21 protein-coding genes are annotated in these 18,556 nt (G+C 72.3%); 7 read left to right on the top strand and 14 right to left on the bottom strand.

Annotation, left to right across the window (positions count from 1 at the left end; all coding sequences use genetic code 11):
* Positions 1-126: 126 nt before the first annotated feature.
* Positions 127-534: an NAD(+)--rifampin ADP-ribosyltransferase gene (gene arr / locus PHZ_RS16120; protein ID WP_041373627.1), complete on the top strand. Its 408-nt coding sequence runs from the start codon at positions 127-129 to the stop codon at positions 532-534.
* A 16-nt stretch (positions 535-550) separates the two neighbouring features.
* Here arr and PHZ_RS16115 read toward each other — a convergent pair whose 3' ends face one another.
* Both PHZ_RS16115 and PHZ_RS16110 read right to left on the bottom strand, forming a co-directional pair.
* Positions 551-1,900 carry a PQQ-dependent sugar dehydrogenase gene (locus tag PHZ_RS16115; RefSeq protein ID WP_012523451.1) on the bottom strand — a complete coding sequence of 450 codons (1,350 nt, stop codon included), beginning with the start codon at positions 1,898-1,900 and terminating at the stop codon, positions 551-553.
* The gene (locus PHZ_RS16110) at positions 1,897-2,343 is read right to left on the bottom strand and encodes a DUF2231 domain-containing protein (protein WP_012523450.1); all 447 of its coding nucleotides are present in this window, start codon (positions 2,341-2,343) and stop codon (positions 1,897-1,899) included. The genes PHZ_RS16115 and PHZ_RS16110 overlap by 4 nt, the downstream gene beginning before the upstream one ends.
* Positions 2,344-2,499: 156 nt before the next feature.
* On the opposite strand from PHZ_RS16110, the gene PHZ_RS16105 reads away from it, so the two are divergent.
* Entirely contained in the window at positions 2,500-2,751 is a 252-nt protein-coding gene (locus tag PHZ_RS16105) for a hypothetical protein (RefSeq protein WP_041373626.1), read from the top strand.
* A gap of 10 nt (positions 2,752-2,761) precedes the next feature.
* Here the strand turns inward: PHZ_RS16105 and PHZ_RS16100 are convergent, their stop codons facing one another.
* The gene (locus PHZ_RS16100; protein ID WP_148216891.1) at positions 2,762-3,502 is read right to left on the bottom strand and encodes a hypothetical protein; all 741 of its coding nucleotides are present in this window, start codon (positions 3,500-3,502) and stop codon (positions 2,762-2,764) included.
* 233 nt (positions 3,503-3,735) lie between these two features.
* Here PHZ_RS16100 and PHZ_RS16095 point away from each other — a divergent pair, with 233 nt between their 5' ends.
* Positions 3,736-4,599, top strand: coding sequence for a DUF2189 domain-containing protein (locus PHZ_RS16095; RefSeq protein WP_012523449.1), 864 nt, complete (start codon positions 3,736-3,738; stop codon positions 4,597-4,599).
* On the opposite strand, the gene PHZ_RS16090 is transcribed toward PHZ_RS16095, so the two are convergent.
* Together PHZ_RS16090 and PHZ_RS16085 are read right to left on the bottom strand one after the other, a co-directional pair.
* A complete protein-coding gene (locus PHZ_RS16090) occupies positions 4,572-5,891 on the bottom strand; it encodes a cation:proton antiporter (protein ID WP_012523448.1) in 1,320 nt (439 codons plus the stop codon). The genes PHZ_RS16095 and PHZ_RS16090 overlap by 28 nt on opposite strands.
* A gap of 268 nt (positions 5,892-6,159) precedes the next feature.
* Positions 6,160-6,603, bottom strand: a complete 444-nt coding sequence (locus PHZ_RS16085; RefSeq protein ID WP_012523447.1) for a membrane protein — start codon at positions 6,601-6,603, stop codon at positions 6,160-6,162.
* 159 nt (positions 6,604-6,762) lie between these two features.
* On the opposite strand from PHZ_RS16085, the gene PHZ_RS16080 reads away from it, so the two are divergent.
* A complete protein-coding gene (locus PHZ_RS16080; protein WP_041373624.1) occupies positions 6,763-7,017 on the top strand; it encodes a hypothetical protein in 255 nt (84 codons plus the stop codon).
* A 75-nt stretch (positions 7,018-7,092) separates the two neighbouring features.
* Here PHZ_RS16080 and katG read toward each other — a convergent pair whose 3' ends face one another.
* Complete coding sequence (katG, locus tag PHZ_RS16075; RefSeq protein ID WP_012523446.1) at positions 7,093-9,330, bottom strand: catalase/peroxidase HPI; 2,238 nt, start codon at positions 9,328-9,330, stop codon at positions 7,093-7,095.
* A gap of 215 nt (positions 9,331-9,545) precedes the next feature.
* Between katG and PHZ_RS16070 the strand changes: the two genes are divergently transcribed.
* Positions 9,546-9,767, top strand: coding sequence for a hypothetical protein (locus PHZ_RS16070; protein WP_041373623.1), 222 nt, complete (start codon positions 9,546-9,548; stop codon positions 9,765-9,767).
* A gap of 15 nt (positions 9,768-9,782) precedes the next feature.
* Here the strand turns inward: PHZ_RS16070 and PHZ_RS16065 are convergent, their stop codons facing one another.
* Both PHZ_RS16065 and PHZ_RS16060 read right to left on the bottom strand, forming a co-directional pair.
* The gene (locus tag PHZ_RS16065; protein WP_012523445.1) at positions 9,783-10,175 is read right to left on the bottom strand and encodes a VOC family protein; all 393 of its coding nucleotides are present in this window, start codon (positions 10,173-10,175) and stop codon (positions 9,783-9,785) included.
* 67 nt (positions 10,176-10,242) lie between these two features.
* Positions 10,243-11,280, bottom strand: a complete 1,038-nt coding sequence (locus PHZ_RS16060; RefSeq protein WP_012523444.1) for a DJ-1/PfpI family protein — start codon at positions 11,278-11,280, stop codon at positions 10,243-10,245.
* Positions 11,281-11,582: 302 nt separating this feature from the next.
* Here PHZ_RS16060 and PHZ_RS23225 point away from each other — a divergent pair, with 302 nt between their 5' ends.
* The gene (locus tag PHZ_RS23225; protein WP_187149089.1) at positions 11,583-11,750 is read left to right on the top strand and encodes a hypothetical protein; all 168 of its coding nucleotides are present in this window, start codon (positions 11,583-11,585) and stop codon (positions 11,748-11,750) included.
* Positions 11,751-11,777: 27 nt separating this feature from the next.
* Here PHZ_RS23225 and PHZ_RS21865 read toward each other — a convergent pair whose 3' ends face one another.
* The 3 genes from PHZ_RS21865 to PHZ_RS16045 form a co-directional block, all read right to left on the bottom strand.
* Positions 11,778-13,862, bottom strand: coding sequence for a calcium-binding protein (locus PHZ_RS21865; RefSeq protein ID WP_049758296.1), 2,085 nt, complete (start codon positions 13,860-13,862; stop codon positions 11,778-11,780).
* 196 nt (positions 13,863-14,058) lie between these two features.
* Positions 14,059-15,840 carry an arginine--tRNA ligase gene (gene argS / locus PHZ_RS16050; protein ID WP_012523442.1) on the bottom strand — a complete coding sequence of 594 codons (1,782 nt, stop codon included), beginning with the start codon at positions 15,838-15,840 and terminating at the stop codon, positions 14,059-14,061.
* The gene (locus PHZ_RS16045; protein WP_041373622.1) at positions 15,837-16,532 is read right to left on the bottom strand and encodes a hypothetical protein; all 696 of its coding nucleotides are present in this window, start codon (positions 16,530-16,532) and stop codon (positions 15,837-15,839) included. The genes argS and PHZ_RS16045 overlap by 4 nt, the downstream gene beginning before the upstream one ends.
* A 118-nt stretch (positions 16,533-16,650) precedes the next feature.
* Between PHZ_RS16045 and ispH the strand changes: the two genes are divergently transcribed.
* Positions 16,651-17,595 (top strand): 4-hydroxy-3-methylbut-2-enyl diphosphate reductase, encoded by a 945-nt coding sequence (gene ispH, locus PHZ_RS16040; protein WP_012523440.1) that lies wholly within the window; start codon positions 16,651-16,653, stop codon positions 17,593-17,595.
* Here the strand turns inward: ispH and PHZ_RS16035 are convergent.
* The 3 genes from PHZ_RS16035 to PHZ_RS16025 form a co-directional block, all read right to left on the bottom strand.
* The gene (locus tag PHZ_RS16035) at positions 17,592-17,987 is read right to left on the bottom strand and encodes a type II toxin-antitoxin system death-on-curing family toxin (protein WP_012523439.1); all 396 of its coding nucleotides are present in this window, start codon (positions 17,985-17,987) and stop codon (positions 17,592-17,594) included. The genes ispH and PHZ_RS16035 overlap by 4 nt on opposite strands.
* A complete protein-coding gene (locus PHZ_RS16030; RefSeq protein WP_012523438.1) occupies positions 17,984-18,211 on the bottom strand; it encodes an AbrB/MazE/SpoVT family DNA-binding domain-containing protein in 228 nt (75 codons plus the stop codon). Before PHZ_RS16030 ends, PHZ_RS16035 begins: the two co-directional genes overlap by 4 nt.
* Before the next feature lie 72 nt (positions 18,212-18,283).
* Positions 18,284-18,511, bottom strand: a complete 228-nt coding sequence (locus PHZ_RS16025; RefSeq protein ID WP_041373621.1) for an AbrB/MazE/SpoVT family DNA-binding domain-containing protein — start codon at positions 18,509-18,511, stop codon at positions 18,284-18,286.
* Positions 18,512-18,556: the final 45 nt, after the last annotated feature.

Below are 18,556 nucleotides of genomic sequence, written 5' to 3'. Positions count from 1 at the left end.
TCGCCGAGGAGAGGGGGCCTGTCCCCGCCCGTCCAGATCTGGGGAGAAAATAGTTCGGTTCAAGAATTGGCGGCCGGCGAAATATGCGCAGGTTGTGGCGCCCTCGAAGCAGGCTGGAGGGCTGGGATGACCGCTGGGAGCACGGGACCGTACTACCATGGGACCAAGGCCGACCTTCGGCCGGGGGACCTGATCGGGCCGGGATACGCCTCGAATTACGGGAGGCGGGGGGTGGCGGCCTTCGTCTACCTGACCGCGACGCTGGAGGCGGCGACCTGGGGCGCCGAACTGGCCGTGGGCGAGGGGCGGGGGAGGATCTATTTCGTCGAGCCGACCGGGCCGATCGAGGACGACCCGAACCTGACCGACAGGCGCTTTCCGGGAAATCCGACGATGTCCTACCGCACGCGCTACCCGCTGTGCGTGGTCGGCGAGGTGCTGGGCTGGGTCGGCCACGCGCCGGAGCAGCTGCAGGCGATGCGCGACCACCTGGCCGAGCTGGCCCGGCTGGGGGTGGAGGCGATCGAGGAGTGAGCGCCTCCGGGGTCGGCTAGGGGCGGCCGGCGCCCGCCGGGGCCGCAACGCCTGAAGGGAGTCCCGAGGGAGCCCCGCGCGGGGCGGTGACGCGCCAGACGGTGTTGGAGAGATCGTCGGCGACGATCAGCGCGCCGCGGGGATCGACGGTGACGCCGACCGGGCGGCCGCGGGTCTTGCCGTCCTCGCCGCGGAAGCCGGTGAGGAAGTCGACCGGCGGGCCGGCGGGGCGGCCGTTGCGGAACGGCACGAAGACCACCTTGTAGCCGGACGGCGGACTGCGGTTCCAGCTGCCATGCTCGCCGACGAAGGCGCCCTCGGCGAACCGCGGCCCCATCGCCGGGCTCGAGAACGACAGGCCCAGGGCGGCGACGTGCGCGCCGAGGGCGTAGTCCGGGCGAATGGCCGAGGCGACCTTGCCGGGGTCCTGCGGGCGCACGCGGGGATCGACGTTCCGGCCCCAGTAGCTGTAGGGCCAGCCGTAGAAGCCGCCGTCGCGCACGAAGGTGAGGTAGTCGGGGACGAGGTTCGGCCCGATCTCGTCGCGCTCGTTGACCACCGCCCAGAGCTGGCCGGTCCCCGGCTGGATGGCCAGCGCGGTGGGGTTGCGCAGGCCCGTCGCGTAGGGGCGGTGCGCGCCGGTGGCGGCGTCCACCTCCCAGATCATCGCCCGGTCCGCCTCGGCCGGCATGCCGCGCTCGGTGATGTTGCTGTTCGAGCCGATGCCCACGTAGAGGAAGCGGCCATCCGGGCTGGCGGCCAGGGCCTTCGTCCAGTGGTGGTTGATGTAGGACGGAAGGCCCGCGACCTTGACCGGCGGCGCATCCGCGCGGGTCTGGCCGACCGTGTAGGAAAAGCGCACCAGGGCGTCCTGGTTGGCCACGTAGAGCTGGCCGCCCACGAGGGCCAGGCCGTAGGGCGCGTTGAGGTCCTCGGCGAAGACGCTGCGGCCCTCGTAGGTCCCGTCGCCGTCGGCGTCGCGCAGCAGGGTCAGGCGGTCGCCGCTCTCGACCGAGGTCGTGCCGCGGGCCTTGATGACGTTGGCGATCACGTCCTTGGGGCGTAGGGCCGGAGCCCCGCCGCCGCGGCCCTCGGCCACCAGGATGTCGCCGTTGGGCAGCACGAGGGTCTGGCGCGGGATGCGCAGGCCGGTGGCGATGGCGGTGACGGTGTAGCCCTGCGGGGCGGCGGGCCGCGCCTCGCCCCAGGGCGCCGGGTCGGCGACCTGCATGTCGGGCAGCAGGCCCCGCTGCGGCTCGGGCAACTGGGGATCGGGGCCGTACATCTGCGGCTCGCCGCCGCCGCCGCCGCAGCCGGCGAGCAGGGCCGCCGCGGCGGCCAGGGAGAGGAGGCCGGCGCGGCTCATGCCCGGATCTCCTCACGGGACGCCCGGTGGTGGGTCGGGCGGGGCGCGAGGATCAGGACGACGGCCGCCGCCGCCGACAGCAAGGTGACGACCAACGACAGGACGAGGCCGCCGGGCATCGCCCCCCAGGCGTCGCGGGCGTGCTGGAACGAGGCCAGCAGGCCGACGACGAACATCGCGGCGACCAGCAGCAGGACGATCAGCGTCCGCCGGTCGCGGAACGAGCGCCGGAAGGCCTCGAACAGCGACCAGGCGAGGGCCAGGCCCGTGAACACCATGGCGCCGGCGATCAGCCAGGCGGCGAAGTTCAGCCACTGGATCTCGTAGGTGCGCGCGTAGGCGATGTCGGCGACCAGGCCGCCCAGGTAAAGCGGGAAGGTCCAGGCCAGCAGCATCGCGTGGAGCGGGCTGGCGGCTCTGGACGGGTCGGGGACGGCGACCACGGCGTCTTCCTCCTGTGCAGGGACCGGCTGAGCTTAGGGAAGGCGCGGCGGCCACGGCGGTTCCCGGCGGGCGCGGCGATCGGTGGTTGCGGCCGTCGGCGGGCGCAGCCTGGGTGGAGTCGCAGGCGGCGCGGGTTCTCTTTATGTTCCGGCGCCATGAAGCTGCTGGAGATCAATGCGCACGCCCCGCTGGCGACTTGGCGGGGCTATCCTGGGGCGCGGCTGAAGCTGTTCTGCGGCGCCTGCGGCTGGTCGAAGACCTACGATCCCGAGCGGATCGCCGCGCGGCTGCGGGCCCGCAAGTGGGGCGGGACCATGACCCCGGTGGCGAGCGTGGCGACGCACATCCACTGGCCGTGCCCTGGCTGCAACCGCATGCGCTGGCGCACGGTGCTGGTCGCGCCGTAGGGGCGGGAGGCTAGTAGGCGATGTAGCCGTTCGTGACCCGGTCGTTCGCATCGGCCCAGTTCGGGTCGATGGTCAGGGACTTCGCCTCGAGGTCGACGCAGCCGCCCATGGCGAAGCCCGCCGGCGCCGAGCCGGCGGCCGTCACCGCGGCCCCGTCGCGGAAGATCCGCCGCTCCTTGCGCCAGGCGGCGGGCGGCAGCTCTGGCACGATGGGCGGCTGACAGACCCGCACCCGGCGCTCGGCCGCGCCGGCCAGGATCGGCGTCGTCACCTTCGGCGCGGCGGGCGTGTGGACATAGGCCGACCACTGCAGCGCGCCCTTGAACGGCGGCAGGTCCAGCGGCCGGAAGAAGCCGTTGATCCGCCGGTTCGGCGTCCCGCTCGCCTGCAGCACGATCTTCGCGCCGGTGATCAGGGCGCAGGAATACCGGGGCAGGCCGACCCGGGTCCCCGGCGGGGCGGAGACGCTCGCCCCCGTCGCCAGCACGGTCAGCGCCTGGTCGTCGGGCTCGTTCTGGAACTGGTCGCGGCATACCTGGTAGGTCGCCGGGGTCTTCAGGTCGGCGATCAGCACCGCCCCGCTCGGTCCCATCACCCAGGGCGCCCAGTCGCAGATGTCGGTCTGGGCGACGTCGCGCTTGCACGAGGTGTTCTGCACCGTGCTCTGGCCGCCGGCCGGCTGGGCCCACGCAGCGCTTCCCGCCAGCATCAGTCCCGCCGCCGCGCCCGCGGCCCAAGCTCCCGCCGTCATCCCGTCCCCCCGTTTCCCGCCGGACGTTCCCACGTCCGCGTCCGAGGTAACGATGCTATGCGGACGTGCGCAACCTCCGCACGCGCCCGTGATGACCTCGCCGGCGCGCGGCGTGCTAGGCTTGCCGGCGTCGAAGTACGGAGCCGCGGCCTCGCAAGGGAGCGCCCGCCCAGCACTCGGCGGCGGACGGCCTGGCGCGGATCTCGCGGCCCATCAGGGACGGAGGCGTTCGCATGGCGATCCAAAATCACGTCGAGAACCCGGTCGAGTATGTCTTCAAGGGGCTGCTCGCCCCGTTCTCCCACAGGACCAGCGACCCGGCCGCCCGGGCGGCGGCGCGGGCCCGGCCGCAGGTGCTGCGCGTCTCGGCCGCCGACCTGAGGGCTTCCCTCCGCGAAGGCTTCGAGGATTTCATGGCGGCGCGCGACGACGTCCTGTTCATCGCCATCGTCTATCCGCTGGCCGGGCTGGTGCTGGCGGCCATCGCCTTCCGCAATGACCTCCTGCCGATGATCTTCCCATTGCTATCCGGCTTCGCCCTGCTGGGGCCGCTGGCCGCCGTGGGCCTCTACGAGATCAGCCGCCGCCGCGAGGCGGGCGAGCCCGCCGACTGGACGAAGGCCGCCGCCGTGCTGCGCTCGCCGGCCCTGCCTTCCGTCGCCGGCATGGGCCTGATCCTCGTCGGCCTGTTCCTGCTCTGGCTGGCGACTGCCTATCAGATCAGCCTGATCGCCTTCGCCGACGCCCCGCCGGTGACGCTCGAGAGCTTCCTCGCCCAGGTGTTCGCCACCGGCGAGGGCTGGGCCATGGCGGCCATCGGGATCGCGGTGGGCTTTGTGTTTGCGGTCGTGGCCCTGGCGCTCAGTGTCGTGACCTTCCCCCTGCTGCTCGACCGCGACACCGACCTCGACGTGGCGATCGGAACCTCGCTGCGGGTGGTGCGCGAGAACCCCGGGACCATGGCGCTCTGGGGCCTGATCGTCGCCGGCCTGCTGGTCCTGGGCTCGCTGCCGGCGCTGCTCGGGCTGATCGTGGTCCTGCCCGTCCTCGGCCACGCGAGCTGGCGGCTCTACCGCCGGGCGGTCGCGCCCGTCTGAGCGTCGGCCCCGGCCGGGGGCGTCCCTGCCGCCGGATCGCGCAGCCTTCCCAACTCGCCCCGGGCTCGCGCGCGGCGGCCGTACGCCGCCTCGAGCACCGGCGCGGCCATCAGGGTCGTGACCAAGGTCATCAGCACCAGCACCGAGAACAGGCCCGGTCCGATCAGGCCCCGCTGCAGGCCGATGTTGATGACGATCAGCTCCATCATGCCGCGGGCGTTCATCAGCGCGCCGATGGCGAGGGCGGCGGGGTTGTCCTGGCCCGTCAGCCGCGCCGCGGCCCAGCAGGCCCCGCCCTTGGCCAGGATCGAGGCCGCCAGGATCGCCGCGCCCGCGGCCAGCAGGCCCGGGTCGGCGATCAGGTCCAGCCGGGTGCTCAGCCCCGAGTAGGCGAAGAACAGGGGCGCCAGCAGGGCCACGGTGAACGGCTCCAGCCGGGCGCGGAGCTCGCGCGCCAGGACCCCGCGCGGCATCGCCACGCCGAGCACGAAGCCGCCGAACACCGCGTGGAGGCCCAGCCAGTCCGCCGCGGCGGCGGCCAGCAGGAACAGCGCCAGCGCCGTCGACAGGAGGCCCGCGTCCACGCCGCCGCCCCGCTCGGCGGCGCGGCCCAGGGGCCGCAGCAGCCGGGGCCCCAGCCCCAGGACCAGGGCCGCGAAGGCCGCCCCGCCGGCCAGCGCCTTCACCGCCGAGCCGGCGCCCGCGCCGGCCAGCACCAGCGCCAGGACCGCCCAGGCGAAGGCGTCGCTCATCGCCCCCGCCGAGAGCGTGAGCGTTCCGAGCGGCGAGCCCGACAGGCCCCGCTCCTCGACGATCCGGGCCAGCATCGGGAAGGCGGTGATCGAGATGCAGGCGCCCAGGAACAGCGTCGCCTGAAGCCCGCCCAGTTGCGGGGCGAACAAGCCGGGCGTCGTCATCAGCCAGGGCGTCAGGGCCGCGGCGGCCGCAAAGGGGACGGCCAGGCCCGCGAGGGCCACCGCGCCCGCGCTCGCCGCGTGGGCCCCGAAGCGGTCGCGGTCGAAGTCCAGCCCGACCAGGAACATGTAGAGACCGACGCCCAGCTGCGCGCAGACGTAGAGGCTGTCGCGGGCCTCGTCCGGGAACAGCGCCGCCTGCACGCCGGGCGCCAGCAGGCCGAGCAGAGAGGGACCCAGCAGGACGCCGGCGACCATCTCGCCCATCACCTGCGGCTGGCCCAGGAAGCGCCGGCCCAGCCAGCCGACGAGCCGGGCCGTGGCCACGATCACCGCCAGCCCGGCGAAGAAGACGACGCTCAGTTCCGCCGGCGCCATGCACGCCCCCGTCCGGACAACGATGTTATCGCTACCATGAGGGGCGGGGCGTGTGAAGCGGCGGCGTCGCCGGACGGGCGAAACGGGGCCCGCATCCCTATATCAGGGGCGTCAGGCGCCGCCCCCCTTTCCCCAAGGCGCCGTGCGAGGAATGGAGCCGACCGTGTACGCGAACGACAAGATGCAGACCGGCGTCCTGGCCGCCCTCATCGGCCTGGGCCTGCCCGCCCTGATCGCCCTCATCCTGGCCATCTAGGCCCGCCGCCGCTCAGCGCCCGACGATGGTCCGTGTCGCGCCGAGCGCGACCGCATCCTCCACGAGGCCGGTGGCGGTCTGGCCCCACCGGCGCATGGCCCGCATCCGAAGGCCGAAGGTCAGGTAGGCGGCCGCGGTCGCCGCCCCGGCGCCCAGGGCCGCGCCCAGCAGCGCCTGCCGCCGGGGAGCCAGGGCCGCCCCTGCGATCCCGGCGGTGACCAGCCGTGCGGCGAGGCCCGCCGGCACGATCCGGTCGGGCGCCGAGGCCAGCTTGTCCCCCCACAGCTCTCCGGCCGCCAGCGCCTTGGTCCCGGCCGCGGCCAGCGGATGGCCGAGCAGCGGCAGGGCGCCGTTGTCCGAGGGTAGCGTCCCTCTGCGCGCCGCCTCGCTCACCGCCGCCAGCGGGGTCATCGCGCGCATCCCGGCGACAAGGCCGATGAGGACGGATCGGATCATGGAGGGCTCCCTGTGCGGCGCCGGTGGGGGCGTCGGCAGCACAACCGCCGGCGCCGGCTTCCGATCCGGGGCGGCCGCTTTTTCCGCGCCGGTGCGGGAACAGAACCTCCGCCGTCGCCGTTACGGCGAAGCTGTCAACAAATGGAGGGGTGTTCCCCTATGAAACTCCGCACCACCGTCGGCGCCGCCGTGGCCGCCATCGCCGCCCTTTCGCTCGCCGCCTGCGGCAACAGCCAGCAGGACCAGGCCGCCGAGGCCCAGGCCGACCAGCTGGAATCCCAGGCCGCCGCGACCCCCAACGAGGCGCAGGAGAAGGCCCTCAACGCCCAGGCCGACGCCGTCGAGCAGCAGGCCGGCAACGCCGACGGCGGCATGACCACCGAGAACACCCCGGACACCAGCCCCTCGAAGTAAGTCGGGCTTCCCTCGGGACGAAAGGCGCCTCCGGTCCTCGCGGGCCGGAGGCGTCGTTCGTTTCGGGGTCGCCCCCTACGCGGCCCGGGCCAGCCGCTGCGCCCTGGGCAGGTCGAAGCGGTCGGCGTTCATCACCTTCGTCCAGGCGCGGACGAAGTCCTTCACGAACCTCTCGCCCGCGTCGTCCGAGGCGTAGACCTCGGACAGCGCCCGCAGCTGGGAGTTCGAGCCGAACACCAGGTCGGTGCGGGTGGCCGTCCACTTCTCCTCGTGGGTCCGGCGGCACGTGCCCACGAAGAGGTCGTCGGCCTTGTCGTCCACCTGCTTCCACGCCGTGCCCATGTCGAGCAGGTTGACGAAGAAGTCGTTGGTGAGCTGGCCCGGCCGGTCGGTGAACACTCCGTTCTTCGAGCCGCCGTGATTGACGCCCAGCACGCGCAGGCCGCCGACCAGCACCGTCATCTCGGGCGCCGACAGGCCTAGGAGCTGGCTGCGGTCGATCAGCAGCTCCTCGGTCGGCACGCTGAAGCGCACCTGCAGGTAGTTGCGGAAGCCGTCGGCCTTGGGCTCGAGCACCTCGAAGCTCTCGACGTCGGTCTGCTCGGGGCTGGCGTCCGTGCGGCCCGGCGCGAACGGGACCTCGATCGCATGACCGGCGTCCCTGGCGGCCTTCTCGATCCCGGCGCAGCCGCCGAGGACGATCAGGTCGGCCAGCGAGATCTTCTTGCCGCCGCCCGCCGAGGCGTCGAAGTCGGCCTTCACCTTCTCCAGCACGCCCAGCACCCGGGCCAGCTTCTCGGGCTCGTTGACCTCCCAGTCCTTCTGCGGGGCCAGGCGGATGCGCGCGCCGTTGGCGCCGCCGCGGTGGTCGGAGCCGCGGTAGGTGGCCGCCGAGGCCCAGGCGGTGCGCACGAGGTCGGCGACGGACAGCCCACTGTCCAGCAGCTTGGCCTTCAGGGACGCGATGTCGGCCGCCTCGGCCAGCGGGTGATCCACCGGCGGGATCGGGTCCTGCCAGATCAGGTCCTCGGCCGGCACCTCGGGGCCGAGGTAGCGGCTCTTCGGCCCCATGTCGCGGTGGCACAGCTTGAACCAGGCCCGGGCGAAGGCGTCGGCGAACTGGTCGGGATTGTCGCGGAACCGCTCTGCGATCTTGCGGTATTCGGGGTCCATGGCGAAAGCCAGGTCCGCGGTGGTCATCATGGTGGGCACGCGCCGGTCGGGACTGTGCGCGCCGGGCGCCAGGTCCTCGGGCTTCGGGTTCACTGGTTGCCACTGCTTGGCCCCGGCGGGGCTGCGCACCAGCTCGTACTTGTAGTCGAGCAGCATGTGGAAATAGCTCATGTCCCACTTGATCGGCGTGGGCGTCCACGGCCCTTCCAGGCCGGACGTGATCGTGTGGTCGCCCATGCCGCTCTCATGGCTGGACGTCCAGCCCAGGCCCTGCTGGGCGATGTCGGCGCCCTCGGGCTCGGCGCCGATCTTGGCGGCGTCGCCGGCCCCGTGGCACTTGCCGAAGGTGTGGCCGCCGGCGGTGAGCGCCAGGGTCTCCTCGTCGTTCATCCCCATCCGCGCGAAGGTCATGCGGATGTCCCGGGCCGAGGCCCAGGGGTCGGGGCTGCCGTCGGGCCCTTCGGGATTGACGTAGATGAGGCCCATCTGCACCGCCGCCAGCGGATCCTCGAAGGCCTTGCCCTCGACGATGCGGGTCTTGGCGCCCTTGCCGACCCACTGCTCCTCGGTGCCCCAGTAGACGTCCTTCTCGGGCTCGAAGATGTCGGCCCGGCCGCCGCCGAAGCCGAACACCGGCGCGCCCATGCTCTCGAAGGCGACGTTGCCGGCCATGATCATCAGGTCGGCCCACGACAGCTTGGCGCCGTACTTCTTCTTCACCGGCCACAGGAGCCGCCGCGCCTTGTCGAGGTTGGCGTTGTCGGGCCAGCTGTTCAGCGGCGCGAACCGCTGGTTGCCCGAGTTGGCCCCGCCGCGGCCGTCACCGGTGCGGTAGGTGCCGGCGCTGTGCCAGGCCATGCGGATGAAGAACGGGCCGTAGTGGCCGTAGTCCGCCGGCCACCACGGCTGGCTGTCGGTCATCAGCGCGTGCAGGTCCCGCTTCACCGCGAAGTAGTCGAGGGTCTTGAACGCTTCGGCGTAGTCGAAGTCGTCGCCCATCGGGTTCCCGTGGCGACCATGCTGGTGAAGGATGTCCAGCGACAGCTGGTTGGGCCACCAGTCGCGGTTCGTGCGACCCAGCAGCGAGCGCAGCGCGGCGGGTTCCTTGGCGGGATTGCTCAGGGGGCTGGCGTCGTCCATCTCGTTCCTCCCGTGGGGAGGGCATTAGGCGACCTGCGCCTTGGCCGTGGCAAAGCGAAAGATTCGATGGAACCCATCAAATCTTTCAATCCCGAAAGATCGCCTTCGCCGTTGGCCGGCCATCGTTTCGGCGCTACCGTCAAAAGCGGAGAGGAAACGCCGGCCGCCCGGCCTGTTCCGCGTACGGGCGCCGGCCCGAACAGAAGGACAAACCGGTGAAACCGGTGGAGATCGCGCAGGCCCTGATCGCCTCGCAAGGCGCCCTCGCCCTCACCGACCTGTGCGGGACGGGCCGCAAGGGCGACGCCGCCCCGCTCCGGGTGGCCATGCTGCGGATGTTCCCGGGGGCCGCCTACGACGACCTCGAGGCCGGCCTGCAGCTCGCCCTCACCATCGCCCAGCTCGACCGCGCCGAGGCCGACGCCCAGCGCCACTGAGCCAGCGCCCGGCTGTCACCCCGGCCGGTGGATGGCGCACAGCTTGTTGCCGTCCGGATCGCGGACGTAGGCCAGGTGCATCGCCCCCAGGCTGCCCTCGCGCAGGCCCGGCGGATCCTCGATCGACACGCCGCCCTGGGCCAGGGCCGCGTCGTGGAACGCCTTCACCTGCTCGGGCGAGCCGCACTTGAAGCCGATCGTGCCGCCGTTGGCGTAGGTCGCCGGCTGGCCGTCGATCGGCTCGCTGACGCAGAAGGTGCTGCCGTCGTGCATGTAAAACAGCCGCGTGTGGCCGGTGTCGGCCACGTGGCGGAACGCCTCGCCCGCCCCCAGAGTCCCCAGCACCGCGTCGTAGAAGCGCTTGGAGCGCTCGATGTCGTTCGATCCCACCATCACGTGGTTGAGCATGCCTCGTCCTCCCTCAGGTCGCCCGCACCCTAGCCGGGCCGGCCCGAGCACTTCCAGGGTCCTCCGCTCAGCGGCGGCCGGCGGCGGCCCCGAGATGTTGGAAACCGGGGTGCTCGAACTGCAGGGCGACGAAGCGGGCGGTGGCCCCGCCGTAGGCGCGGCGGACCTGGGCGAAGGTGTTGAGCATCACGTCCGGGCGGGGGAGGGGCGCGCGGCGGTCGAAGCGGCCCGGCGGGGTCTGCGCCCGGTAGACCACCAGGCCGTGGCGCGAGACGGTGGCGGGGGCGCCGCTCGCCCAGGCCGTCGAGCGCCAGGTGCGGGACCAGGCGTCGATGGCTGTGCCGAAGGCGATCTCGTCGAAGCCGGGGGACAGCGGCACCGCCACGTCCTCGTGCGTCCAGAACGCCAGCCGGTTGAAGGCGGCGTGGCGCATGGCGCCGAGCGTCAGCCGGTAGGCGGCGCCGTCGTGGCGCGAGTCGGGCAGGGGCAGGGACAGGCGCGCGGCCGTGGCCCGCATGACGTCCTCGCCGGCCAGTTCGCGCAGGAGCTGGAGGGTGGCCGGCTCGCCCGCGCTGATCCCGGCGGTGGTGGTGATCGGGCCGTCGGTGACCCAGCGGCGGTCCTCGCGCCAGCGGACCTTCGGATGGCGCTTGCGCATCTCGTTGCGGCTGTACCAGTGGACGGTGGCCTGCCGCCCGTCCAGCAGGCCGGCGGCGGCGAGCGTCCGGGCGCCGTTGCAGATGGACATGATGCGGGCGCCGCGGGCGAGCTGGTCCCGCAGCCAGGCGGCCCGGGCGGGATCGTCCTCCACCTCGAGAGCGGGGACGATGATCACGTCGGGCGGCCGCCGCGCGAGGTCGGCCAGGCTCGCCTGCGGCCGGACCCAGGCGTAGCCGGGCGTGAGGCGCACCGGCCCCCGCGTGGCCGAGACCACCTGGACGTCGACGGCGCCGCTCTCGGCGAGGATCGCATAGGGCGCCATCAGGTCGGTAGCCACCGTGCCGCGGGCGTCGGCGAGGATGGCGACCAAGGGCCGGGCCGCCGCGGCGCCGGCGAGGCTGAGAGCGGCGGCGAGGACGGCCAAGAGGATCGTCAGGCGGGGCATGGCAGGCTCCTTTCCTTTCGGGGAGAGGATGCGCCGGGGCGGGTGCTGTCTGGAATGACAAGGTTCCAACGGTTTCTGCCAGGCGTTCACCCATTCCTCGTCATCGCCCGGCGCGTCCGGGCGACTCAGCCTGACGCGCCGCCGCTCCTGCTGCGGAGAGACTCCGGATGGGTGGCCCGAACAGGTCGGGCCATGACGAACGTGCAGGGGCGCCCATCCGGGGCGCAGCGAGGACGCCGCAATTGGGGCGCCTTGTGCGTCGAGGGTGAAGCCGCGCGAGGCGGCGAGGAGGCGTCCGGACGATGCTGGACGGGCTGAACACCTACTGGTGGCTGTTGGGGCTGGCCGCGGTGGCGGTCGTCTTCTTCTTCGTGCTGAGCGCGTTCAGCGGCTGGCGCCAGGCGCGCCGCGACCGCCGCGCCGACCAGGTGCGCCGCGAGATGCGCCCGCCGCCGGACGTGGAGCGGTAGCCGGCGACGATCCGGCCCCGCCCAGGGTCAGCCCGCCACGATCCAGCCGTCGGGAAGGGCCGCGGCCTGCACGTCCTTCAGCACCACCCGGTGGCCGGCGGCGAAGTCGAGGATCGTGTCGGCCCCGTCCTGGCGCAGCTCGTAGGTCAGGCCCGGGTCCAGCCACAGGCGGTCGCCGGCGGCGGCGTCGAAGTCGGCGATGACATCGCGCCCGCCCTCGGCCGAGATCCGGAAGACATCGGCGCCCGCGCCGCCGATCAGCAGGTCGTCGCCGAGGTCGCCCGACAGCGTGTCGGCGCCGTCGCCGCCCGAGACCGTGTCCGCCCCCTGTCCGCCGTGGAGCACGTCGTCGCCGGCCTCGCCGGCCACGGAGTCGTCGCCGAGGTTGCCGTGGACGAGGTCGTCGCCCTCGCCGCCCAGCAGCAGGTCGTGGCCGCGGTCGCCGAAGACCGTATCGGCGCCGAGGTCGCCCAGAGCGACGTCGTCGTCCTGGCCGCCGCGCACGACGTCGTCGCCCTGGCCGCCGTGGAGGGTGTCCGCCCCTTCGCCGCCGTGGACGAAGTCGTCGCCGATGTTGCCGTGCAGGTGGTCGGCCTCGGTCCCGCCCCAGAGCTGGTCGGCGCCTTCGCCGCCGAAGACGGTGTCGCGGCCGGCGTCGCCGAACAGGCTGTCGTTCCCGTGCTCCGAGCCGACCACATCGTCCCCGCCGCCGCCGTGCAGCTCGTCGTCGCCTTCGCCCAGGACCATGTGCTGGGGGGCGTCGTCGGCGAAGACGATCTGCGGGCCCTCGCCGCCCATCAGGCGCGCCAGCCCCTTGATGAAAGCCATGGCGATGCGCTGCAGCTCGATGGTGATGGCGAGCTGGGAGAGCACGGAGCTGGCCGTGTCGATGGTCACGACCGCCGGCCCAGCGTCGGGCCTGCCCTCGATCACCAGCGGCCCGGCGGGCGGATTGTTTCCCGTGAGCACGGTCTCGAGCTTGAGGACCACGGTGGAGGCCGAGGGGTCCGCGCCGGCGACCCGGTCGAGGCCGCGGGGAATGCTGGGGTCGTTGAACTTCTCGGCGAACGCGGGGTCGGACCGCAGCGTCGGAAGGATCTGCCCGGGCGCCTTGCCGTTGATCGGGCCGGAGGCCTTCAGGCCGACGTTCTCGGCGATCTGGCCGGTCACCCGGCCCAGATTGTCGAGCGCGGTTTCGACCGAGGTGTTGCCGGTGACGGCGGGGGGGCGCTGTGCCGGAATCTCCATCGACTGGTGCGGCTGCCCGTCGGGGCCGGTGTAGGTGCGCACCTGCACCGGCACCCCGTCGACGTACTCGATGACGGGCGGCGGGGGCGGGGGCGCCGGCGGCGGCTCCGGATCGGGCGCGGGCGCCGAGATCTCGAGCGTGATGTTCTTGCCATGGCTCTGGGCGCCGCCCGAGCCGGTGTTTCCGCCGTCGTTCAGCTCGACCCGCAGGATGACCTCGCCCGTCACCCCGCCGGCCGGGGCGTAGGTGACCCCGCCGCCCGAGAGGAAGCTGTTGAGGTTGGCGAGCGTGCCGGTCAGGGTGAGCGCCGCGGCGGTCCCGCCCACCGTGACGCCGCCGCCCGAGGTCGCGGACAGGGCGCCCGAGGGAACGGTGATGGTGGCGGTCATCGCGCCGGCGTCGGCGTCGACGTCGGACAGCACGATCCCCGTGAGCGTCTTGCTCGCCCCGGCGGTGACGGCGATCGACTCCGGCGCAGCCACCTCGGGCGCGTCGTTCACCGCCGTGATGTTCAGGGTGATCGTGCCGTCGGCAGGCCCGGTCCCGGCGGCGTCCTCGATGTGCGTGGTGATGGTGACGGAGCCGGTCTGGTCCTCGGCGGGGCGGTAGGCGACAGCGGCGAGGGCGGCGTTCACGTCGGCGACCGAGCCGGTGACGCTCCAGGTCTTGGTCGCCGCATCGAAGGTCGAGGTGGCCGCGCCGTAGGTCCCGGTCGTGAGCTGGCCGGCGCCGGACAGGACGAGCGTAGCGGTGATGGTCTCGCCCAGGTCGGTGTCGGTGACCACGATGTCCCCGAGGGCGGCGGAAGCCTGGTCCTCGTTCAGGCCGACGGTCTGGGTGAGGTTGGTCGCGGTCGGCGTCATCGGCGCGCTCCTGCTGGCAAGACGGCCAGCGTGGCCGCACGAGGCATCAATCTGCAGCAGTCAAGCCTGGGCGACAACAGTCATAACGGCGCTCTCTGGAGTCCAGACAAGCCGGGCGCGCCTTGAGATCAGAAGAGGCGGAGTCGACCTACAGAACTAATCCAAATAACGACGTTATATATTGTCGTTATATCCCCTACATCCTCTCGGGGACCGCGATGCCGAGGATGTCCAGCGCCAGTTCGAGCTGGCGCAGCGTGGCCTGGGCCAGGGTCAGGCGCGAGCCCCGGACCGGCGGCGGGGCGGCCAGGATCGGGCAGGCGGCGTAGAACTTCGAGAACGCCTGGGAGAGCCGGTAGGCGTGCTCGGCCAGGGCGTTGGGGGCCTTCTTGTCGTAGGCCTCCTGCAGGGCGGTCTCGAAGGCGTCGAGGGTCAGCACGAGGTCGCGCTCGGCGGGCTCGGCCACGGTGACCGGGCCGGCCTGGGCGCCCTCGGCCTCGGCCTTGCGCAGCAGGGATTTCACCCGCACCGCCTGGTAGAGCAGGTAGGGGCCGGTCTTGCCCTCGAAGCTGGTGAAGCGGTCGAGGTCGAAGACGTAGGAGGTGCCGCGGAAGTTGGAGAGGTCGGCGAACTTCAGGGCCGCCACCGCCACCTTGCCCGCGATGTCCTCGAATTCCTCGGCCGGCAGGTCCTCGCCGAGGCCGGCCTCGTGCAGGCGCTCGCGGGCCTTGGACCTGGTCATCTCGATGAGGTCGGCGAGCTTGAGGACGCCGCCCTCGCGGGTCTTGAAGGGCTTGCCGTCGGTCCCGTTCATCGTGCCGAAGCCGATGTGCTCGAGCTGGCCCTCTTCGGCGTAGCCGGCGAGGTAGGCGGCGCGGAAGACGATCTCGAAGTGGTCGGCCTGGCGCTGGTCGACGCAGTAGATGACGAGCTGCGGATCGAACTCGCGCTTGCGGTCGAGGATGGTGGCCAGGTCGGTCGTGCCGTACATCGCCGAGCCTTCGGAGGAGACCACCAGCAGCGGCGGCAGCTCGCGCTTGTCCCCCTCGCGGGCGACACGGACGATCCGGGCGCCCTGGTCGTCGACGAGCAGGCCCTTGTCGGCGAGTTCGGCCACCATGGGCTGGATCAGATGGTCGACGTCGCTCTCGCCCTTCCACCAGTCAAAGTCGACGCCCAGGGCATGGAAGTCGCGCTCGAGGGCGACCTGGGTCACGTCCCGGAAGCGGCGCCACAGCAGGTAGCAGCCGGGCTTGTGGGCCTGGAGGTCGGCGGTGAGCTTGCGGGCCCGGTCGCGGTAGGCGGGGTCCTCCTTCCCCTTGGCGGCGGCCAGGGGATAGAGCCGGTCGAGGTCGGCCAGGGTGACGCGCTCGAAGGCGGCCGGGATCTCGCCGTTTGGATCCCCAGAGGCGTTGAGCTGGTCCACCAGGGCGCGGATCTCGGCGTCCTCGTCGCAGACGGCGCCGATCAGCAGGCCCATCTGGTAGCCCCAGTCGCCGAAGTGGGCGTCGCCGATCACGGTGTCGCCGCGGAAGCGGTAGAGGCGCTTGACGGACTCGCCGATGATCGAGGCGCGCAGGTGGCCCACGTGCATCGGCTTGGCGACGTTGGGGCCGCCGTAGTCGACGATCACCCGGCGGGGCGCCGGCACGGTCCCGGCTCCGGCGCGCGGGTCGGCGGCGATGGCGTCGGCGCGGGCGGCGAGGGCGGCGTCGGCCACCTTCAGGTTCAGGAAGCCCGGGCCGGCGATCTCGACCGAGGCCAGGCGCGGATCGCCCTGCAGGCGGCCGGCCACGGCGGTCGCGATCTCGCGCGGGTTCTTCCCCACGCGCTTGGCCGCGGCGAGGGCGCCGTTCGACTGGAAGTCGGCCAGATCGGGGCGGTCGGAGGCGGTGACGCGGGCGAGCTCTGCGGGAACGCCTTCGGCGGCGAAGGCGGCTTCCACCGCCTCGCCGAGCGCCGTCTTCAGGTCGCTCATTGCGGCGGGGCGGTTCCGGTTTGCGCGGTCTCGGTCGGCGCGCCGACGTTCAGGCGGAAGCGCTTGCCCTCACGGTTGAAGGCGGCCATCTGCGGGGTGACGTCGAAGCCGATCAGCACCTCGAAGTTCGAGCCCGAGGTGGTCATCTCGGCGCGCGGGATGACGATCCGGTTGAGATTCTCGCGCACGAAGGTGCGGTCCTCGCCTTCCTTGAAGGTCACCGGCAGCGAGAAGTACTCCTTGGCCAGCACCGAGCGGTTGCGGTCGGTGACGGCGACCCAGTAGCGGAAGGTCTTGGAGCGCCCCTCGGCCTGGGGCCCGCGGCCCAGCTCGAACAGCACCTCCATGGCCAGCTCGATGGGCTCATCGTCCTTGTACTCGCAGCCGGCCGAGATGCCCTGGATCTCGCCGGTGAAGCCGACGTTGGCCGAGGCCTCGCGGCCGTCCTTGAACTCGATGTACCGGGCCGCGTCGTACAGCGTCTTCACGAACGGGCAGGGGCCGGCATTGCGCAGCTGCGGCAGCGGCGACTGGCGGTTGCCCCACTCGGCGTCGCGCTTGCGCTTCTTGGCGGCCTCTTCCTCCTGCTGACGCTGCTGGTCCTGGCGGCCGCGGCCTTGCGCCTCGGCGAGGGTGGGCAGGGACGTGGCGGCCACGGCGAGGGCGGCGGCGCAGATCAGCAGGCGGCGCATGGAGGCGTCCAGGATAGAGGGCGCGGGGGGCCCCGCGGGTCGGGGCCTAGTTACAGCCTCACGATTGCGGCGGCAACGCGGCTGGCGCGCGGGCCTTCGGGACACTAGGTTCCGCGCCATGCCGAGCCGTCCGCCCCTCACCGTCCTCCTGGCCAGCCCGCGCGGCTTCTGCGCGGGGGTGGACCGGGCGATCCAGATCGTCGAGCGGGCGATCGAGAAGTACGGCGCGCCGGTCTACGTGCGCCATGAGATCGTCCACAACCGCCACGTGGTCGAGCGGCTGAAGGCGCTGGGGGCGGTGTTCGTCGAGGAACTGGACCAGGCGCCCGACGACCGGCCGGTGGTGTTCTCAGCTCACGGCGTGCCCAAGTCGGTGCCGGCGGCGGCGAAGTCGCGCAGGATGCTCTACCTGGACGCCACCTGCCCGCTGGTCTCGAAGGTGCATGTGGAGGCCCAGCGGCATTTCGACGCCGGCCGCGAGATCGTGCTGATCGGCCACGCCGGCCACCCGGAGGTGGTGGGCACCATGGGCCAGCTGCCCGAGGGCGCGGTGGCGCTGATCGAGACGGTGGCGGACGCCATGGCCTTCCAGCCGCGCGATCCGGCCAACGTGGCCTTCGTCACCCAGACGACGCTGTCGGTGGACGACACGGCCGAGATCGTCGAGGCGCTGCGGGCAAGGTTCCCGGCCATTGCCGCGCCGCACAAGGAGGACATCTGCTACGCCACCACCAACCGCCAGGAGGCGGTGAAGGCGATCGCCGCGAAGGCGCAGGTGCTGGTGGTGCTGGGCAGCGCCAACTCGTCCAATTCGGTGCGGCTGGCCGAGGTGGGCCGCCGGGCCGGGGCGAGGGCCTACCTCATCGACGACGCCGAGGGGCTGGACTTCACCTGGCTGGAGGGCGTGGAGACGGTGGGCGTCACCGCCGGCGCCTCGGCGCCCGAGGTGCTGGTGCAGGGCGTGCTGGACCGCCTGGCCGAACGCTTCGAGGTGACCCTGACCGAGGCCGACACCGCCCGCGAGACGGTGACCTTCAAGCTGCCGCGGGCGCTGGCGGGCTAGGGCAAGGGCTCGGAGAACCGCCGAAGCCAGGCGGCGAGCGGCTCGAGGTCGCGGTCTCCGGCGGCCACGGCCAGCACCGTGCGGGCCGCATCGGCCTGGGCGGCCGTCAGCCGCCAGCCGTTGAGACGCAGGAAGAGGCCGGCGGCGAGGAAGGCCGCGCGCTTGTTGCCGTCGGCGAAGGGATGATTGCCCGCCAGCGCGACGAGATAGGTCGCCGCAAGCACGTGGATGTCGGTCTCGCCTTCGTAATGGAAACGGTTGAGCGGACGCGCCAGGGCGGAGTCCAGCAACCCCTCGTCGCGCAGGCCCTGCGCGCCGCCGTGCAGAGCGATGCTGCGGTCGTGCAGGACGAGGATCGCCTCGCGGCTGATCCAGCGTGGCTCGGCCGTCATTTCGCGAGCGCGCGGAAGGTGTCCCGATACTCGTCCATGAACGCTTCGCCGGCGGCGATCTCCTCCGCGACGGAGGGATCGTAGGCTGAGATCCGCATCTCACCTCCAGGCGCCTCGACGAGATAGACCACGTCGCCCTTCTCGACTCCCAGCTTAGCCAGGGCTTCCTTGGGCAGCACCACGCCGACGGAATTGCCAACCTGGGTGAGTTTCAGTGCGATCATGGCGACCTCCGCGCACGTCGTTATAACGTACGTAATACGACGCGGAGTTGCAAGGCCGGCGGAGGCGGCGCCTCAGCCGTCGAACCGCTCGAAGGACTTGTTGTAGCGGCGCAGGAAGGCGCGGCCGCGGGCGTGGGGGTCCTCGATCCAGGTCTCGCGGGTGACCTGCTGGATGGCGCCGTCGGGCGAGGGCTCGACGTGCAGGACGTCGCCGACGCCGAGGTTCAGCTGGGCCAGGGCTTCTTCGGTGAGGACGACCGCGACCCGGTCGCCGATCTTCTCGACCTTCAGGGCAATCATCGGGCTCCTCCACAGAGGTTGATCCATTTCTACCACGAGGCGGTC

Origin of the sequence: Phenylobacterium zucineum HLK1 (assembly GCF_000017265.1) — a bacterium.
GTDB classification, from domain to species: Bacteria; Pseudomonadota; Alphaproteobacteria; order Caulobacterales; family Caulobacteraceae; genus Phenylobacterium; species Phenylobacterium zucineum.
The sequence above is the reverse complement of the archived record's forward strand: the minus strand, read 5'-3'. Positions and strand labels throughout refer to the sequence as shown.

Excerpts from the sequence above, each read along its gene's own strand:
- arr (WP_041373627.1), top strand. The coding sequence starts at position 127 with ATGACCGCTGGGAGCACGGGACCGTACTACCATGGGACCAAGGCCGAC.
- PHZ_RS16115 (WP_012523451.1), bottom strand. The coding sequence starts at position 1,900 with ATGAGCCGCGCCGGCCTCCTCTCCCTGGCCGCCGCGGCGGCCCTGCTC.
- PHZ_RS16105 (WP_041373626.1), top strand. The coding sequence starts at position 2,500 with ATGAAGCTGCTGGAGATCAATGCGCACGCCCCGCTGGCGACTTGGCGG.
- PHZ_RS16100 (WP_148216891.1), bottom strand. The coding sequence starts at position 3,502 with ATGACGGCGGGAGCTTGGGCCGCGGGCGCGGCGGCGGGACTGATGCTG.
- PHZ_RS16095 (WP_012523449.1), top strand. The coding sequence starts at position 3,736 with ATGGCGATCCAAAATCACGTCGAGAACCCGGTCGAGTATGTCTTCAAG.
- PHZ_RS16090 (WP_012523448.1), bottom strand. The coding sequence starts at position 5,891 with ATGGCGCCGGCGGAACTGAGCGTCGTCTTCTTCGCCGGGCTGGCGGTG.
- PHZ_RS16085 (WP_012523447.1), bottom strand. The coding sequence starts at position 6,603 with ATGATCCGATCCGTCCTCATCGGCCTTGTCGCCGGGATGCGCGCGATG.
- PHZ_RS16080 (WP_041373624.1), top strand. The coding sequence starts at position 6,763 with ATGAAACTCCGCACCACCGTCGGCGCCGCCGTGGCCGCCATCGCCGCC.
- katG (WP_012523446.1), bottom strand. The coding sequence starts at position 9,330 with ATGGACGACGCCAGCCCCCTGAGCAATCCCGCCAAGGAACCCGCCGCG.
- PHZ_RS16065 (WP_012523445.1), bottom strand. The coding sequence starts at position 10,175 with ATGCTCAACCACGTGATGGTGGGATCGAACGACATCGAGCGCTCCAAG.
- PHZ_RS16060 (WP_012523444.1), bottom strand. The coding sequence starts at position 11,280 with ATGCCCCGCCTGACGATCCTCTTGGCCGTCCTCGCCGCCGCTCTCAGC.
- PHZ_RS23225 (WP_187149089.1), top strand. The coding sequence starts at position 11,583 with ATGCTGGACGGGCTGAACACCTACTGGTGGCTGTTGGGGCTGGCCGCG.
- PHZ_RS21865 (WP_049758296.1), bottom strand. The coding sequence starts at position 13,862 with ATGACGCCGACCGCGACCAACCTCACCCAGACCGTCGGCCTGAACGAG.
- argS (WP_012523442.1), bottom strand. The coding sequence starts at position 15,840 with ATGAGCGACCTGAAGACGGCGCTCGGCGAGGCGGTGGAAGCCGCCTTC.
- PHZ_RS16045 (WP_041373622.1), bottom strand. The coding sequence starts at position 16,532 with ATGCGCCGCCTGCTGATCTGCGCCGCCGCCCTCGCCGTGGCCGCCACG.
- ispH (WP_012523440.1), top strand. The coding sequence starts at position 16,651 with ATGCCGAGCCGTCCGCCCCTCACCGTCCTCCTGGCCAGCCCGCGCGGC.
- PHZ_RS16035 (WP_012523439.1), bottom strand. The coding sequence starts at position 17,987 with ATGACGGCCGAGCCACGCTGGATCAGCCGCGAGGCGATCCTCGTCCTG.
- PHZ_RS16030 (WP_012523438.1), bottom strand. The coding sequence starts at position 18,211 with ATGATCGCACTGAAACTCACCCAGGTTGGCAATTCCGTCGGCGTGGTG.
- PHZ_RS16025 (WP_041373621.1), bottom strand. The coding sequence starts at position 18,511 with ATGATTGCCCTGAAGGTCGAGAAGATCGGCGACCGGGTCGCGGTCGTC.